The 15,770-nt window shown below is 59.5% G+C and carries 12 protein-coding genes; 9 read left to right on the top strand and 3 right to left on the bottom strand.

The window, feature by feature from the left end:
* Nucleotides 1-138: 138 nt before the first annotated feature.
* The 8 genes from KYE_RS19920 (at nucleotide 139) to KYE_RS19955 (ending at nucleotide 9,429) form a co-directional block, all read left to right on the top strand.
* Entirely contained in the window at nucleotides 139-849 is a 711-nt protein-coding gene (locus tag KYE_RS19920; protein ID WP_008177105.1) for a thermostable hemolysin, read from the top strand.
* Nucleotides 833-3,019 carry an AMP-binding protein gene (locus KYE_RS19925; RefSeq protein WP_008177111.1) on the top strand — a complete coding sequence of 729 codons (2,187 nt, stop codon included), beginning with the start codon at nucleotides 833-835 and terminating at the stop codon, nucleotides 3,017-3,019. The genes KYE_RS19920 and KYE_RS19925 overlap by 17 nt, the downstream gene beginning before the upstream one ends.
* On the top strand, nucleotides 3,006-3,788 hold the full coding sequence (locus tag KYE_RS19930; protein ID WP_008177113.1) for an SDR family oxidoreductase: 783 nt from the start codon (nucleotides 3,006-3,008) through the stop codon (nucleotides 3,786-3,788). Before KYE_RS19925 ends, KYE_RS19930 begins: the two co-directional genes overlap by 14 nt.
* Entirely contained in the window at nucleotides 3,785-4,405 is a 621-nt protein-coding gene (locus tag KYE_RS19935; protein ID WP_008177116.1) for a tetratricopeptide repeat protein, read from the top strand. The genes KYE_RS19930 and KYE_RS19935 overlap by 4 nt, the downstream gene beginning before the upstream one ends.
* A gap of 77 nt (nucleotides 4,406-4,482) precedes the next feature.
* On the top strand, nucleotides 4,483-5,997 hold the full coding sequence (locus KYE_RS19940; protein ID WP_008177121.1) for a diguanylate cyclase: 1,515 nt from the start codon (nucleotides 4,483-4,485) through the stop codon (nucleotides 5,995-5,997).
* 82 nt (nucleotides 5,998-6,079) lie between these two features.
* Nucleotides 6,080-6,946: an MBL fold metallo-hydrolase gene (locus KYE_RS19945; protein ID WP_008177122.1), complete on the top strand. Its 867-nt coding sequence runs from the start codon at nucleotides 6,080-6,082 to the stop codon at nucleotides 6,944-6,946.
* An 8-nt stretch (nucleotides 6,947-6,954) separates the two neighbouring features.
* Nucleotides 6,955-8,688, top strand: a complete 1,734-nt coding sequence (locus tag KYE_RS19950; RefSeq protein ID WP_008177123.1) for a SulP family inorganic anion transporter — start codon at nucleotides 6,955-6,957, stop codon at nucleotides 8,686-8,688.
* A gap of 81 nt (nucleotides 8,689-8,769) precedes the next feature.
* The gene (locus KYE_RS19955; RefSeq protein WP_008177124.1) at nucleotides 8,770-9,429 is read left to right on the top strand and encodes an energy-coupling factor ABC transporter permease; all 660 of its coding nucleotides are present in this window, start codon (nucleotides 8,770-8,772) and stop codon (nucleotides 9,427-9,429) included.
* Between the two features lie 11 nt (nucleotides 9,430-9,440).
* On the opposite strand, the gene KYE_RS19960 is transcribed toward KYE_RS19955, so the two are convergent.
* The 3 genes from KYE_RS19960 to KYE_RS19970 form a co-directional block, all read right to left on the bottom strand.
* A complete protein-coding gene (locus KYE_RS19960; RefSeq protein WP_008177125.1) occupies nucleotides 9,441-11,573 on the bottom strand; it encodes a GGDEF and EAL domain-containing protein in 2,133 nt (710 codons plus the stop codon).
* A gap of 166 nt (nucleotides 11,574-11,739) precedes the next feature.
* Nucleotides 11,740-12,270, bottom strand: a complete 531-nt coding sequence (locus KYE_RS19965; RefSeq protein ID WP_008177126.1) for a response regulator transcription factor — start codon at nucleotides 12,268-12,270, stop codon at nucleotides 11,740-11,742.
* Nucleotides 12,267-13,538, bottom strand: coding sequence for a sensor histidine kinase (locus KYE_RS19970; RefSeq protein ID WP_008177128.1), 1,272 nt, complete (start codon nucleotides 13,536-13,538; stop codon nucleotides 12,267-12,269). Before KYE_RS19970 ends, KYE_RS19965 begins: the two co-directional genes overlap by 4 nt.
* A 138-nt stretch (nucleotides 13,539-13,676) precedes the next feature.
* Here KYE_RS19970 and KYE_RS19975 point away from each other — a divergent pair, with 138 nt between their 5' ends.
* Nucleotides 13,677-15,686: a TonB-dependent receptor domain-containing protein gene (locus KYE_RS19975; RefSeq protein ID WP_227497891.1), complete on the top strand. Its 2,010-nt coding sequence runs from the start codon at nucleotides 13,677-13,679 to the stop codon at nucleotides 15,684-15,686.
* Nucleotides 15,687-15,770 lie beyond the last annotated feature (84 nt).

A 15,770-nucleotide genomic window follows, 5' to 3' on the forward strand; every position in this document is an offset into this window, starting at 1 on the left:
GGCAGGTCCTGTTACCGGTCTGGTGATCATTCTGGCACAGAAATCTTAAGGCCAGCTTAAGAAAACTTCCGGCTGTTCTTAAGCCTTGGTTAAGGCTGGCGCTCTAGTCTGGGAGGCGTACCTTAAGAGAGGCCTTTTATGACAGACCCGCTGATGATGTCCACATGTTGTCCCCCGGACTCCGGGGAGGTGGTTCCGGTCATCCGTTGTGCCGGTCGCTGGTTTAACGAGATCCGTCCAGACACGGCAATGGCCGAGACGGTTGCGGGTTTTATCCGTCGGCGCTTCCTGCATGCCTATGGTGCCGAGCCTTCTCTGCGCATACCGGCATTGCTTGCCCTGACAACGGCTCAGGGCAGTCTTCTTGCCGCGGTCGGTGTTCGTAACGCCGCGCTGGAAAAACTGTTCCTGGAAGACTACTTGTCGGTGCCGGTGGAGTCGGTGATGCCGGTTGCGGGCATCGAGCGACATCGGATCGCGGAGATTGCCCATCTGGCGGGCGTTGAAGCCGGCGTCAGCCGTTTTCTGTTTGCCTCGTTGTCGGTGTGGCTGGATGGGGCCGGTTATGACTGGGTGGTGTGCACCGGCACGGATCAGCTGCGCAACAGTTTTCATCGCCTGGGCATTGCCACTCAGGTCCTGGCGACTGCCGATCCCGCCATGTTGCCCGATGGCGGTTCCGGCTGGGGGCGTTATTACGACCATCATCCGGTGGTGATGGCCATTCGTGTCGCCGATGGCATGTCGGCACTGCGGAGCGCCGGTTTGCTCCGGTTGATTCAGCCGGTTGAGTCCGAAGCCCCCGGGGAAGAAGCGATGGCAGGAGGTTCCTATGGCCACATTGCCTGAACTTCTGCAACGCCAGGCGGCCGTCCAACCCTCACAAACGGCGCTCCAGGGGCCGGAGTCGGCCTTCACTTATGCTCAGATGATGCAGGCGGCCGAGGCTCTCGCCGACCAGTTGACCCGCCTTGGTGTGCGCCGGGCCGGCCTGTGTGGCGACAACTCCGTGGCGTGGATTCTTGCCGATCTGGCCTGTTTGCTTGCCGGCGTGGTGTGTGTCCCCGTGCCGGTGTTTTTTTCACGGACTCAGACGGAACACCTGACTGAACGAGCTGGCCTTGATTGCCTGTTGTCAGGGGGCGCAAGCAATGGCGGTGAGCACATTGGCCATGGTGTCTGGCTAAGGCATTTGCCGGTAACAGCGGCAGCCGCCTGGATGCCGGAGCAGACCGCGAAGATAACCTTTACGTCCGGCAGTACAGGCAACCCGAAGGGCGTCTGCCTGTCGGTGGCCCAGATGACGGCCACCACGCTGGCCTTGCAGGAGCGTCTTGAGGGCGTCGACCTTGAGCGGCACCTGTGCATCCTGCCACTGGCCACATTGCTGGAGAACATTGCCGGGGTTTATCTGCCATTGCTTATGGGCAGTACGGTAATGGTCGCACCCTTGCAGGATCTGGGCATGACCGGAAGCAGTGGGCTGGACATCGGCCGGCTGGTGCAGGGCATCAACGAACACCAGCCGCAGTCCCTGATTCTGGTGCCGGAACTGGCTATGGCGCTGGTGTCTGCGGCCGAACAGAAACAGCTGGACAGTAATTCTTTCCGGTTTCTGGCGGTTGGTGGCGGACGGGTTTCGTCCGACCTGCTTGCCAGGGGCCGCGCGGTCGGCCTGCCGCTTTATGAGGGTTATGGGCTTTCCGAGTGCAGTTCCGTGGTTGCATTGAACGTGCCTGGAACCGAACGCGAAGGTGCGGTGGGTAAACCGCTCTCCCATGTTCGGGTACGGGTGGATGACCGCGGACACATTCTGGTGGCCGGGAACACCCACCTGGGTTACCTGGGGGATGAACCGGCAGGGGATGAATGGCTGGATACCGGTGACCTGGGTTCCCGGGATGCCGGGGGTTTCCTGTCGGTGAGCGGTCGCGCGAAGAACCTTCTGATTACCAGCTTTGGTCGCAACATCAGCCCGGAATGGCTGGAGAGTGAACTCATCCAGGCGATAGGTGCCCGCCAGGCGGTGGTGTTTGGTGATGGCGATCCCCGCCCGTCCGCCCTCGTTGTTGTGCAGGATGGCCGCTCACCCGATGCGTTGCGCTCGCAGCTGGACGTTCTGAACAACAATTTGCCGGACTACGCTCGTTTGTCCGGTGTCTATATCCGCCGTCAGCCATTGAGCCAGGCCGAGGGCTACCTGACTGCAAACGGCCGGCCTGTTCGCCAACAGATTCAGGCGGATCTGCCAACGCTGCTGGCCGGCGCATTTCCGATTTTCATGAATCTTTCGATATCCAATTCTGAACTTTCAAACCCGCCAGGAGGATCTTTCATGGCATTTTTCGATCGACTGCAGTCCGAAACTGCACAAGCCCGCGCCCACGTAACCGGTGCGCCTGTTATTGAGGCCATCCGCGAGGGCCGGTTTGACCTGAATGGCTATACCTGGTTTCTCACCCAGGCGTATCACCACGTGAAACACACCGTGCCCCTGATGATGGCCTGCGGTGGCCGCTTACCCGAGCGTCTGGAATTTGTGCGAAAGGCGTTGGTGGAATACATCGAGGAGGAGTATGGCCACCATGAGTGGATCCTCAACGATCTTGCGGCCTGCGGAGAGGACAAGGAAGCCATTCGTCATGGCAGCCCGGATACCTCTATCGAGCTGATGGTCGCCTACCTCTATGACCGCATTAACCGCGGTAACCCGGCCGCCTTTTTCGGCATGGTTCAGGTGCTTGAGGGAACGTCGATCGAGCTGGCGACGCCGCTCGGTGAAGCCATCCAGAAACAGCTTGGCCTGCCCAAAGAAGCGTTCAGCTACCTCTACTCCCATGGTGCTCTGGACCAAGGGCATTTCGAGTTCTTCCGGAACCTGATGAACGAAATCACCGATCCGGATGATCAGCAGGCCATTATCGAGGCGGCCCGTATGGTCTACCGGCTTTACGGCGACATGCTGCACAGCATTCCCGTGCCCGAGAATCGCAAGGAGCGGCGCCATGAGGCTGCATGATCGGGTGTTCCTGCTTCTGGGGGGCACCGGCGGTATAGGAAAGGCGCTCGTGGAGCCGTTGGTCAGGGCAGGTGCTCGCGTGATTATCGCTTCCCGGCACCCGGAAAAGCTTGAACATCGGGAAGGTGTCTCGCTCGTACATCTGGATCTTGCGGCGCCGGACCTCGACCAGCAGCTGGTTCGGCTCGGCGATGCCTATCCGGATATTGATGGCGTGATCCACTGTGCCGGCCAGAACTGCTTTGCCAGCCTGGGCAATATGACAGTCAATGAACTGGACGCCCAGATTGCCGTCAATCTCCGGTCAGCGATGATTGTCGCTAGGCATTTTGCACCAAGGTTTGAAAAAGCCGAACAGGGAGCGCTGGTGTTCGTGGGGTCCACCTTTGGCAGCATCGGTTTCCCCGGCTACACCGCATACTGCGCCAGCAAGTTTGGTCTGCGCGGTTTCAGCGAAGCCCTGCGCAGGGAACTGGCCGATACCCCGGTTCAGGTGATCTATGTGGCCCCCCGCGCCACTGCCACGGACATGAATCCGGAGGCCGTGAACGAGCTGAACCGGGCACTCGGCAACGCCATGGACGCACCTGAAGCGGTGGCGGCGCAGATTCTGGCGGCCATGGAAAATGACGATCGCCGGCGTTTCCTGGGCTGGCCCGAGAAGTTGTTCGTGGTCATCAACGGCATCCTGCCCAAAATTGTCGACAAGGCGATGCTGAAGCAACTGCCGGTGATCCGGCGGTTTCTGAATCCGGGAGTGTTGTCATGAAACGTGTTTTATTGATGGTCCTGTGTCTGGCTGCCCAGCCGCTTTGGGCAGCTGCTCTTGAGACCGAGCTGGCCGACATCCAGCATCGCTGGGCCGAGATCCAGTACCAGGTACCGGAGGACGAAAAAGAGAAAGCCTTCGAGGGCCTGGCTGGCGAGGCGGAACAGTTTGTTGCCCATTATCCGGACCGGGCAGAGCCGCTGATTTGGCAGGGTATTGTGTTGAGCACCTACGCCGGTGCCAAAGGTGGTCTGGGTGCCCTGGGCCTGGTCAAGGACGCCCGGAAATCCCTGGAAGCGGCCCTGACAATCGATCCCGATGCGCTGGATGGCTCGGCTTACACATCCCTTGGCAGCCTTTATTACCAGGTCCCTGGCTGGCCACTGGGCTTCGGTGATGACGACAAGGCCCGTCAGTATTTGCAGAAAGCATTGGCGATCAATCCTGATGGTATGGATGCCAATTTCTTCTTTGGCGATTTTCTGCTGGACCAGGGCGAGCCTGAACGAGCCCGGAGCTATCTGCAGAAAGTCCTCGAAGCACCCGCTAGGGCCGGGCGGGACGTCGCCGATGCTGGTCGGCGGGAAGAAGCCATGAGCCGCCTGGACTCACTCTGAATCCTCGTTTCCTGTCAGCTTGGGCTACACTCTTAACTGGAGAGGGGTGAAGAGTCCGTCAGGAGGACGTGTTGTCCATGGCGTCAAGGTTCGGTAACGGGCAGCAAACTGAGTTGTCTGCCCGTTTTTTTCAGAAGCTGGCCTCAGGAGTTCCTGGAGTCCTTTTCGTTTATTGGGTGAGTTTGGAAGGAGATTCCCACCGCTGTTCCTTCATCAGCGAACATGTGCAGTCACTTTTTGGCATTGATCCTTCGGATCTGAGTGATAACGCGGATCCGATTTTTGCCATGATCCATCCTGAGGACGTTGATGCCGTTACGGAGAGCATCCGGGCCTCGGCAGATACGTTGGGGACCTGGAGCTATCGGGCCCGGCTCAGGCTGGAGAATGGCGGTTACGAGTGGTTTGAGGTTAACGCGGAGCCTGAGCGTCAGCCCGATGGCAGCACGCTCTGGTACGGTCAGTTCCATAATATTCAGCACTATAAGGACCTGGAACAGAGCCTGCGCGAGAGCGAGGCGGAGTTTTCCTTCCAGGCCGGTTTCCAGCGCCTGATTGCCCGTCTATCCACCGAATTCATCAACCTTGGTTTTGGCACTATTGATCAGTGCATTGATGAACTTCTGAGATCCATCGGAATGTTTTTCAAGGTAGACCGAGCCTATCTGTATTGCTTTTCCGATGACTACTCCGTGATGACCAATACCCATGAGTGGTGCAGGGACGGTGTGCCGGCGCTGATCGATACCCAGCAGCAGGTGTCGATCGAAGATTTTCACTGGTGGCAGGAACAGATTGAGGGGATGGTCAGTGGCAGCCGGGTGGTGTTTATTGAGGATGTCGACCGACTGGACCGGGAAGCTGCACCCGAGCGGGCGCTGCTTCAGGAACAAGGGGTGTCGTCCATGTTCTGCGTGCCTATCCGGGTGCGCGGACGGGTGACGGGTTTTTTTGGCGTCGACTCCCTTCGCCGAAGAACCTGGCGTCTGGACCAGGCCGATCTGTTGATTATCGTGTCTGGCCTCTTGTCGGGTGCCCTGGAGCGCAATCGGCTGGAAGAGGAGCTGCTGAACCAGTCCATTCGTGATCCGCTGACGGGTCTGCACAATCGTCGCTACCTGATGCCCAGGCTGGATGAGATGTTGGGCAGGAGCAATCGCCATGGGGAACGGTTCGCGCTGGCCATGTTCGACATAGATCATTTCAAGAGGATCAACGACTCCATCGGACACCTCGGGGGCGATTATATCCTCCAGCGCTTTGCTGACATCCTGGTGAGCCAGACCCGCTCCATGGATGTAATTGTGCGCTTCGGGGGGGAAGAGTTCATTGTTGTCTTCAGCGCCGTGGAGCACGGGGATGTGCGACAGCTTGTGCAGCGAATTCTCGAAGCTGTGCACGAGGAATGTTTTGTGTTCAATGACGAGGACATTCCGGTAACCGTCAGTGCGGGTGTGGCGGGGATCGAAGAGTTCGTTGACCGGCCAGCCAGTCCCGATGCCCTGATTGCCGGGGCAGATGACCGGCTTTATCTGGCCAAGCAGGCAGGGCGGGACTGCCTTGTTGATGCATCAGGAACATTGCGCATATAAAAAAAGATCATTTCACCTCATATTACGAAATAGTATATGCTTATATTAAATTTGATATTCGGATACTCCAGAGGTGACTGCCATGAGCAACCCGATCGTTCAGCATTTTTTTGATGAACCCACCAATACCTTCAGTTATGTGGTGCGCGACCCGGACAGCCAGGCCTGTGCCATTCTCGATTCGGTCCTGGATTTTGATTACGCCGCTGGCACCACCGACGTGCGTTCTGCAGACGAGATTATCGAGTACATCCGCAGCAACGATCTGAAGGTCGAGTGGATTCTGGAGACCCACGTACACGCGGATCACTTGTCGGCCGCGCCTTACCTGCATGAGAAGTTGGGCGGCAAGACCGGCATTGGTGCGCACATCCGAGACGTACAGGAAATATTTGGCAAGGCGTTTAACGCCGGCACCGAATTCCAGCGCGACGGCAGCCAGTTCGATCAGCTGTTCAGAGAGGGCGACACATTCGCCATCGGTGGTCTTGAGGGGCGCGTATTGCATACCCCGGGGCACACCCCTGCCTGCCTGACCTATGTGGTTGGCGATGCCGCCTTCGTGGGTGACACCCTGTTTATGCCGGATTTCGGCACCGCCCGCTGTGATTTCCCGGGTGGCGATGCCCGCACCCTGTACCAGTCTATCCAGAAGGTACTGTCTCTGCCGGCAGAAACCCGTATCTTCCTGTGTCACGACTACAAGGCGCCCGGCCGTGACGAGTATCAGCATATGACCACGGTGGCCGAGCAGCGGGAAGCGAACATCCATGTCCACGAAGGTGTTTCCGAGGAAGAGTTCGTGAAGATGCGGACCGAACGGGACGCGACCCTGGATATGCCACGGCTGATTCTGCCTTCGGTCCAGGTCAACATGCGGGCAGGCCATATGCCTCCGGCTGAAGACAATGGTCAGGTTTACCTGAAAGTACCGGTTAACCTGTTCTGAGATTCCCGATGAATCTTAAACGCTATCTGCCCATTCTGGATTGGGCCCCAAAATATGGCCGGGAACAGGCCACCAGTGATCTGGTGGCCGCGATCATCGTTACCGTCATGCTCATCCCCCAGTCGCTGGCCTATGCCCTGCTGGCCGGGTTGCCTGCCCAGGTGGGTCTGTACGCCAGTATCCTGCCCCTGGTTATTTACGCTGTCTTCGGCACCAGCCGAACACTGTCGGTGGGCCCGGTTGCTGTGGCTTCCCTGATGACCGCAGCGGCCCTGGCACCCCTTGCGGAGTTCGGTACACCGGAATACGTGGCTGGTGCCGTTTTGCTGGCGGTCATGTCTGGGTTGATGCTGACCCTGATGGGTGTCCTCAGGCTGGGTTTCCTGGCCAATTTTCTCAGCCATCCGGTGATTTCGGGCTTTATCACGGCCTCCGGCATTGTGATTGCTGCCAGTCAGCTGAAGCATATCTTCGGAATCCAGGCCTCGGGTCACAACCTTCTGGAGATTGCTCACTCGCTGTTGGGATCCATCGGTGACACCAACCTGGCAACGTTGGGGGTCGGTGCCGGAGCGCTGATTTTCCTGATGCTGGCCCGCAAACGCCTGAAGCCGCTTTTGATGGCAATGGGGTTGGCCCCGAGAATGGCGGATATTCTTACCAAAACCGCGCCGATTCTGGCGGTTCTGGTCACCACCCTGGTGGCCTGGCAGTTCCAGCTTGATGGCCAGGGTGTGCGTTTGGTCGGGGATGTGCCCCGGGGACTGCCCGATTTCACCATGCCGAGCCTGGACATGGGCTTGTGGCAGCAGCTGGCGGTCAGCGCGTTGCTGATCAGTGTTGTGGGTTTCGTGGAGTCGGTGTCTGTTGGCCAGACCCTGGCCGCGAAACGTCGCCAGCGTATTGATCCGGACCAGGAGCTGATTGGCCTGGGTACTGCCAACCTGGGCGCCGGTTTTTCCGGCGGCATGCCGGTCACCGGTGGCTTCTCCCGTTCCGTGGTCAACTTTGACGCTGGGGCCGAGACTCCCGCCGCCGGCGCCTATGCGGCTGTGGGTATCGCCATGGCAACGTTATTCCTGACGCCAGCCATTGCCTATCTGCCCCAGGCGACCCTGGCGGCGACCATCATCGTCGCCGTGGCCACGCTGATCGACCTTCCGGCCCTGGGTCGCACCTGGCGCTACTCCCGCACGGACTTTGGCGCCATGCTCGCCACCATCGTGCTGACTCTGGTGCACAGTGTCGAGGCCGGCATTATCGCCGGGGTGGCGCTTTCGATAGGCCTGTTTCTGTATCGAACCAGCCGCCCCCACAGCGCGGTGGTTGGTCGGGTACCGGGAACCGAGCACTTCCGCAACGTGCTTCGCCATGACGTGGAGCTGTGCCCGAAGGTGACCTTCCTGCGGGTAGACGAGAGCCTGTACTTCGCCAACGCACGCTTCCTTGAGGAAACGGTTATGGACCTGATGATACGGGAGCCGGAGCTTAAGGACCTGGTGCTGATGTGTCCGGCCGTGAATCTGGTGGACGCCTCGGCCCTCGAAAGTCTGGAGGCGATTAACGAGCGTATGAAGGATGCAGGAGTGAGGTTGCATCTGGCGGAAGTGAAAGGCCCCGTCATGGACAAACTGAAAGGCACGGAACTGCTTTCCCACCTGGGTGGCGAGGTTTTCCTCAGCACCTTTGAAGCCTGGCAGCGCCTCACCGACCTTGGCAAGCAAGAGAGACAGGTCGCCTGATCTATCTGGGCTCGCTTGCACCGGGGGTGGGGCGAGCCGCTAAGATGTCATACCCGACCCCGTTACTGCGGTACGTTCACTATGGGCATGACTGAAAATCTGCTATCCACCAGCCAGTGGATCATCACGCTGCTGCTTTTTCTGGTAATTCTTGTCCGGGCGGTGCGCTCCATTGACTGGCCAGCCTTACGCAAGGACAACGCGCTCCAGCACTCGTTCTTCGGCGCGGCCGTGGTGCTCGGATTCGTCTGGCAGCTGAGGGCAGGCATTTCTCCCGGCCTGGCCATCCACATTTTCGGGATCACGGTGATAACGCTGATGCTGGGGTGGGCGCTTGCGGTGCTGGCGGGATTGCTGGCGCTGGTGATCACGGTCATTACCGGACGAGAACCCCTGATCATGTTTGCGGCCAACGGTCTGATTACCGTGATGGTGCCTGCCATTGTCAGCCACGGAATCATGCTCTGGGAACGCCGGCGGGATTTCCGGAATTTCTTCGCCTATATCTTCTTCTGCGGGTTCTTCGGGGCCGGCATTTCCGTGGCAGCCGCCGGTGGTGTCATGTGCCTCATGCTATGGAGCAGTGGCGTCTATACGTTTGACCAACTGGTGCATGAGTACATCCGTTACCTCCCGTTGTTCATGATTCCCGAGGGGTTCGTGAACGGCACCTTTGTGACCGGCCTCATGGTCTTCCATCCGGACCGGTTGACCACGCTGGACCAGAGACGCTACCGGTAGAGCTTTCCGGCTCAGAGGCCCTTGCCACTGGCGACAGCGGTGCTGAGCAGGTCGCCGGCCTTGCCGGAACGGGCCCTACGCTGCCATTTCCTTGCCCAGCCCAGCACCTCGGTTGCCGGCATGGGGCGGGCGATCCCGTAGCCCTGCACGAAATTGCATCCCATCTGCCTCAGTGTTCGGGCGTGTTCCATGGTTTCAACGCCTTCGGCCAGAACCGGGTGGGCGAACCGCTGGGCCAGGAAGATCACGCTCTCAACGATGGCGCGGTCGCCGGCATCCTCAAGCATGTTGCGAACAAAACTCTGGTCGATCTTGATGATGTCCACCGGAAGCGTACGCAGATAAGTCAGGGATGAGAAACCGGTGCCAAAATCGTCCAGCGCCACCTGAAGGCCGAGGCTCTGGCAGCGCGCCAGAACGTTGCTGGCTCGCTGGGTGTCCTCCAGTGCAGTCGATTCAAGAACCTCCAGCGTGATCTGGCCGGGTGCCACCTCCGGGTGGCTGTGCAGGTAACTCTCCAGGTAGTCGGCAAATGAGCGGTCCATCAGGTGCGGAGCGCTGATGTTAATGCTTATCGCCAGATTCTCTCCCGCTTCCTTCCAGGCGTTCATCTGGTGAATGGCTTCTTTCAATACCCACTGTCCCAGTGGTACTTCCAGGTGACTATTTTCGACAATCGGAAGAAATTCGCCCGGTGAAACCAGCCCTTTCTGGGGGTGGTTCCAGCGGATCAGCGCCTCAAAACCGAAAAGCTCGCAATCCGTGACACGGATCTGGGGCTGGAAAAACAGCTCGAACTCCTCGTTTTCCAGGGCCCTGGAGATTTCCATCAACTGATTGCGCCGGTTCCGGCGATGCTCGTCCAGGCCGGGATCGAACAAGTGATACTGATTGCGGCCTTTTTCCTTGGCGGAGTACATGGCCTGATCGGCATGCCGAATCAGACCTTCGGCGTCTGATCCATCTTCCGGGTAGCGGGTAATGCCGAGGCTGGCCGTGAGTGAAACATTCTGATCGCCCACCGTTACCGGATCGCCGACGGTGGCCAGAATGCGCTGGTAAACCGCTTCGTGGTTGTCATCGCCCTGCAGCAGGAGGACAAATTCGTCGCCACCGATCCGGGCAACGGTGTCGCCGCTGCGCAGCGCACGGGTCAGTCGCTCGGCCAGGGTGCGCAGGGTCTGGTCACCGGCCGACTGCCCCCATTTGTCATTGATACCCTTGAAGCCGTCGAGGTCCAGATAGCACACCGACACGCTGCGATGTTGCCGGTCGGCGTGGCTGCGGGCTGTGCGCAGTCGCTCTTCCAGCAACTGGCGGTTGGGCAGGCCGGTCAGATCGTCGTAGTTGGCCGCCCGGTCGAGTTCGCGCGCATGGTTCTTGAGTGCGGTGATGTCCGAGAAGGCCGCCACATGGTAATACTGCCCGGGTTCTTCCAGATGCACGCGGCTGATGGATAGCAGTTCCACAAACTCTTCACCGTTTTTCCGGCGGTTCCAGATTTCGCCCCGCCAGTGGTCGGTTTTCTCGATGGTACGCCACATGGACCGGTAGTATTCCCCGGAATGTCGGCCGGAGCTGAGAATCGCCGGGTTGAGGCCCAGAACCTCCTGCCGGCTATAGCCGGTAATCCGCGAAAACGCAGGATTCACATCCAGGATCCGGTTCGACTGGTCGGTGATCAGGATGGCTTCGTGGCTGCGGTCGAACACGCTGGCCGCGATCCGCAGGCCCCGCTCGCTGTTCTTCCTGTCGGAGATGTTGTTCTGAATGGCGATATAACCAGGGTCAACGCCCTGCTCTGTACCTATCGGAACGCAATAGGTATGCACCCAGTAGGGCTGTCCGGCTTTGGTGTAGTGAAGAATGTCTTCTTCAATGATTTCGGCCCGATGCAGCTTCTGGTTAATGCGCTTGATGGTTTCGGGGTCGGTGTCCGGCCCGTAAAGCACTTCCTTTGGGAGGCATCCGCGCACCTCCTCAAGCTGATACCCCGTGTGTTCCTCAAAGCTGGGGTTAACCCATTCAATGCGGCCGGCATCATCCAGCATCACCAGAAAATTGGGCGTAACCGCCGCAACCATGGCCAGGCGCTTGGGGTCGATGTCTGAGGGTGGTGTAACCGTCGTGGGGGATCTGGGCATGAGAGTCAGTAACGTGTACTCCGGTGTGTAAATTTACGAACTCTCCTCCCGTGAGACCTGTCGCAAATGTCGGGCATGCTACCGGAATAGCTCTGAAAAACCATGGGTAAATGGTCTAGGTGAATTGATAAATGTCAGTTTTGCGCCAAATACCTATGGGTATAGGTCAGCGCCAGCGCGAGTGCTTCTGGAGCTTTCGTTGCAGGGTACGTCGATGCATGTTCAGGGCGCGGGCGGTGGCAGAGACGTTGCCCTCGTTTTCGTTGAGAACCCGCTGGATGTGCTCCCACTCCATTTCCTCGACCGAGGGCGGCTCCGCCCGGAGATCCGGCGGCGCATCAATCGGCTCGAATCCGGCCAGCAGCTGGTTGACCGTTACCGGTTTGCACAGATAGTTCACCGCGCCGCGGCGCATGGCTTCGACCGCCGTGGCGATACTGCCGTAACCGGTCAGCACCAGGATTTCCAGATCCGGATGCATGTCCAGAATCTCTGGCAGAAGCTGCAGGCCGCTTTCGCCGGCCAGGTTCAGATCCAGTACGCATCGGTGAAAGGTTCCCTCCAGCAGGGCGGTTTTTGCTTCCTGATGCCCGTGGGCAAGCTTCGCTTCGATGCCCCGGCGTCCGAGTGAGCGCTGAAGCACCTGCAGAAAGGCGTCATCGTCATCAATAAGCAGCCACGCCTGTTGTTTGCTCACGCCTGTTCTCCCGCTAGGCCGTTGGTCGCTGCCGTTATCGGCAGCTCTATGATGATGGTGGTACCGTCCGCACTACCCCGGGCTTTCAGTGTGCCTCCAAGACGCTGGATGGTGGCGTTGGAAAGGAAAAGGCCAACTCCGAGCCCATTCTCCGAACTGACCACCTTGTCCCCGAGCGTACCTTCCGGGGTGGATTCCAGGCCATCACCATGGTCCTCGACAACCAGTTCCAGCCGGCCATCGGCACCCTCACTGGCTGCAACGGCGACCCAGGACGGGCTGGCTGTTACTGCGTTGTCCAACACATTCAGAACGGCCTGATCAAGGGTGGCGTCCACGGCAACCGGGCAGTCCGGCACAGGCTGACGCCATTCAATGGCGGCACCCGGCCAAAGCAGGGTAGCGGATTCCCGAAGACGTGCCACCCAGTCCCGGGCTGGCAGGGTTTCCAGTTGCGCGGTCTTGGCCTGCACGGCCGCCGAAGACAGCTGTTGCAGGTGGGTCGTGCACAGGCCCAGTTGACTTTCCATCAGTGCGAGGTCGTCGGTGATGGGGTCGCCGACCGGGGCAGCGGATTTCATTTCCTCCACCAGCAGCGTCATGGTGTTCAGCGGCGTCCCCAGGCGATGTGCCACTGCAGCAGCCGACAGTCCGAGGGCGATGATCTGCTCATCTCGCAGCAGGGTTTCCCGTATCTGTGCGAGCTGGGCCTGTTGCTGGCGCAGGCGACGTGCCAGGGCACCGACAACCAGCAGCAGGATGGCAGCGGTTGTGGCGAAGGTCACCCACATGCCGACCAGGTGTAACTGGGCCAGGTTGGCGTTGTGATGTCCATGGGTGACCGGCGTATGCCAGATCACCAGGGAGGTATAAACCGCAACGCCGGCGACGGTAACGGCAATGCTCTGGCCCAGTGGCAACAGCACAATGGCAACGGCGATAGGCAGCAGCAACAGGGAAACCAGGGGGTTGGTATAGCCGCCCGTCAGGTAAAGCCAGACTCCGATCAAAAGCAAATCGACAATCAGCACCAGGCTGACGGCCTGTGTCGAGCGCGGTGGGCGACGGGTAAACCAGAGCCAGGCCAGGGTTGCCATAACCCCATAGGCGAGGGGCAGGATAACCGCTTCAGCCCGATGGGCCAGGGTTACCATGGTTTCCGCCACGGCGATCGAAATAAGCTGCAGCGCAACAATAGCCAGACGCATGCCCAGCAGATAGCGGGCAGTCTGTTGAAATCCGGTCTGTGAGTGGGTCAGCCATTCCATAGCGGGCATTCTAGCGTTTTTTTCCATCGGGATACGCGGTAATACCTCCGAGGGGATGCGGCATTTGGTCTCAGGCGCTGGCGCCGGCTGATGTTTATGATTGGCGCCAACTATCAGAGCTGGTCAGGATAAGGTTGTATGGCGACGGTAATTGGAACGCGTTTCATCGGATTGTGTGCTGCGGGATTGGTTTCCTTGCCCGCCGGAGTGTTGGCCCAGGAGAGTTCTCCTGACTTGCCGGTCATTTATGTTACTGAGGGGCAGAGCATAGAAGAGGCCTCGAGTACGTTGGCTTCAGAGCCCGTTGAACGTTTGTCCTCTGATCCCTCAGTGTCGCTCTCCCGAATGGGAGGTCGCGGCCTGGAACCGGTGATTCGTGGTCAAAGCCAGGAGCGGGTGGATGTGCTTCTGGACGGTATTCGCGTTGAAGGGGCCTGCCCGAATCGCATGGATCCCCCAACCAGTCGCCTGAGTTCGGCACTGGCACCCTTGCTCGAGGTGCGCACCAGTAACCAGACCCTTCGCTGGGGCCCGATCACCGGTGGCCAGATTATTGCCACCACAGCAGCGCCAGTCTTCGATGATTCCGCCACCACAGGTCATTTGACGGTGGGCGGCGCGGACAACGGCAATGGCAAACTGGTCAATGGCAGTGCCGCAGTGGGGAGTGACAGTGCCTGGCTTCGGCTCGCAGGCGGTTACGACGAGGCGGACGATTACGAGGACGGCGATGGCAACGAAGTGCGCAGCGCCTACAAGAACTCTGAGGCCCGCCTCGATGCTGCGTGGAAGGCGGATAACGGGTTCTATATCAAAGGCCTGGTAAGCCGTCAGGAGGAGCGGGACGTGAAATACGCCGGCTCCGGCATGGATGCGCCGAAAACCGATACCGACATCATGCGACTGGAGCTGGGCTCGCCCGTGGCCAACGGCAACTGGAACCTGCTGGCCTGGCAGGCCGATGTTGATCACATCATGGATAATTTCAGTCTCCGTGAGTCCATGATGAAAATGCTGACCGATTCCGAGACCGAAACCCGGGGCCTCCGTCTGACCCTGGATCAGAGTCCGGATGCCAGAACAGACTGGGCCATTGGTGCGGATGTCGAGACCAATAACTGGCACGCCGAACGGTTTGGCGGCGCGAATCTGGATATGCTGACGTCGGTACTCTGGCCCGACGTGGATCGAGACCGTTTCGGCCTCTTCGCTGAGCGCTTCTACCGGGTAACCCCGGCGTTAAAACTGGGTGGTGGCGTGCGCTACGATCGCGTGGAAATGTCCGCTGGGGCCGCCGATCAGGTGTTTGGTAGTGGCATGATGGCCATGTCTGCCGCCGATGCCTACGAGGCGATCTACGGCACTACCAACACCGATGCGAGCGATGACAACTTCAGTGGCTTTGTAAGCAGCGATTGGCGGTTTTCTCCCATCCAGTCGCTGGTGGTTACGGCAAGCCATAGCGTCCGCAGCCCGGGCGTGACTGAACGCTACATTGCCAGCTGGAACAACATGGATCCGGCAAGACGCTGGGTAGGCAACCCTTCTCTCGACCCTGAGACGCATCGCAAGGTGGAAGTGGCGATGCCTGGCCAGAGCAACGGCTGGCACTGGCGCCCGGCCGTGTGGGTGGATCAGGTGGATGACTTCGTCCTGCGCACGCGCAATGTGGATCAGGTCAGCGTCTACCGCAATATCGATGCGCGGCTGATGGGTGTTGAGGCTCAGCTTGGGTGGAGCAACGGCACCTGGAGCACTAACAGCAGTCTGGCCTCGGTACGAGGTGAAAACCGTGACAAAAACAAACCCCTGCCGCAGATTCCGCCGGTGCAGTTTATTCAGACCCTTGGCTGGCAGCACATGGGCCATGGCATTGAACTGGAGTGGGTGCTGGCCCGCCGCCAGGACCGGGTGGATCTGGAGTCCGGCCAGGATCCCGGCACCTCGCCAGGCTACGGCGTACTGAACCTGTCCGGGAGCCACCCGCTCGCCGACTATCTGAGCATCAGCTGGGCAGTGGATAACCTGTTCGACAATACCTGGGCGCCCCACGTTAGCAGGGCCAATACTGATCCATTCAACCCCGAAGCCGTAAGAGTTAATGAGCCTGGCAGGACCCTGCGTGCCGCACTGACAGCCAGGTGGTAAGACCTTGCATGGCGGTTACCCGCTTCTCATAGCCGGCGGGTGACATTCTTGCCCCGGGTGGAACCAACTCCTCCAACCGGGGCT

It is taken from the genome of Marinobacter manganoxydans MnI7-9, assembly GCF_000235625.1.
Classification (GTDB): domain Bacteria; phylum Pseudomonadota; class Gammaproteobacteria; order Pseudomonadales; family Oleiphilaceae; genus Marinobacter; species Marinobacter manganoxydans.

Coding starts and splice junctions, on each gene's coding strand:
- KYE_RS19920 (WP_008177105.1), top strand. CDS start 139: ATGACAGACCCGCTGATGATGTCCACATGTTGTCCCCCGGACTCCGGG.
- KYE_RS19925 (WP_008177111.1), top strand. CDS start 833: ATGGCCACATTGCCTGAACTTCTGCAACGCCAGGCGGCCGTCCAACCC.
- KYE_RS19930 (WP_008177113.1), top strand. CDS start 3,006: ATGAGGCTGCATGATCGGGTGTTCCTGCTTCTGGGGGGCACCGGCGGT.
- KYE_RS19935 (WP_008177116.1), top strand. CDS start 3,785: ATGAAACGTGTTTTATTGATGGTCCTGTGTCTGGCTGCCCAGCCGCTT.
- KYE_RS19940 (WP_008177121.1), top strand. CDS start 4,483: ATGGCGTCAAGGTTCGGTAACGGGCAGCAAACTGAGTTGTCTGCCCGT.
- KYE_RS19945 (WP_008177122.1), top strand. CDS start 6,080: ATGAGCAACCCGATCGTTCAGCATTTTTTTGATGAACCCACCAATACC.
- KYE_RS19950 (WP_008177123.1), top strand. CDS start 6,955: ATGAATCTTAAACGCTATCTGCCCATTCTGGATTGGGCCCCAAAATAT.
- KYE_RS19955 (WP_008177124.1), top strand. CDS start 8,770: ATGGGCATGACTGAAAATCTGCTATCCACCAGCCAGTGGATCATCACG.
- KYE_RS19960 (WP_008177125.1), bottom strand. CDS start 11,573: ATGCCCAGATCCCCCACGACGGTTACACCACCCTCAGACATCGACCCC.
- KYE_RS19970 (WP_008177128.1), bottom strand. CDS start 13,538: ATGGAATGGCTGACCCACTCACAGACCGGATTTCAACAGACTGCCCGC.
- KYE_RS19975 (WP_227497891.1), top strand. CDS start 13,677: ATGGCGACGGTAATTGGAACGCGTTTCATCGGATTGTGTGCTGCGGGA.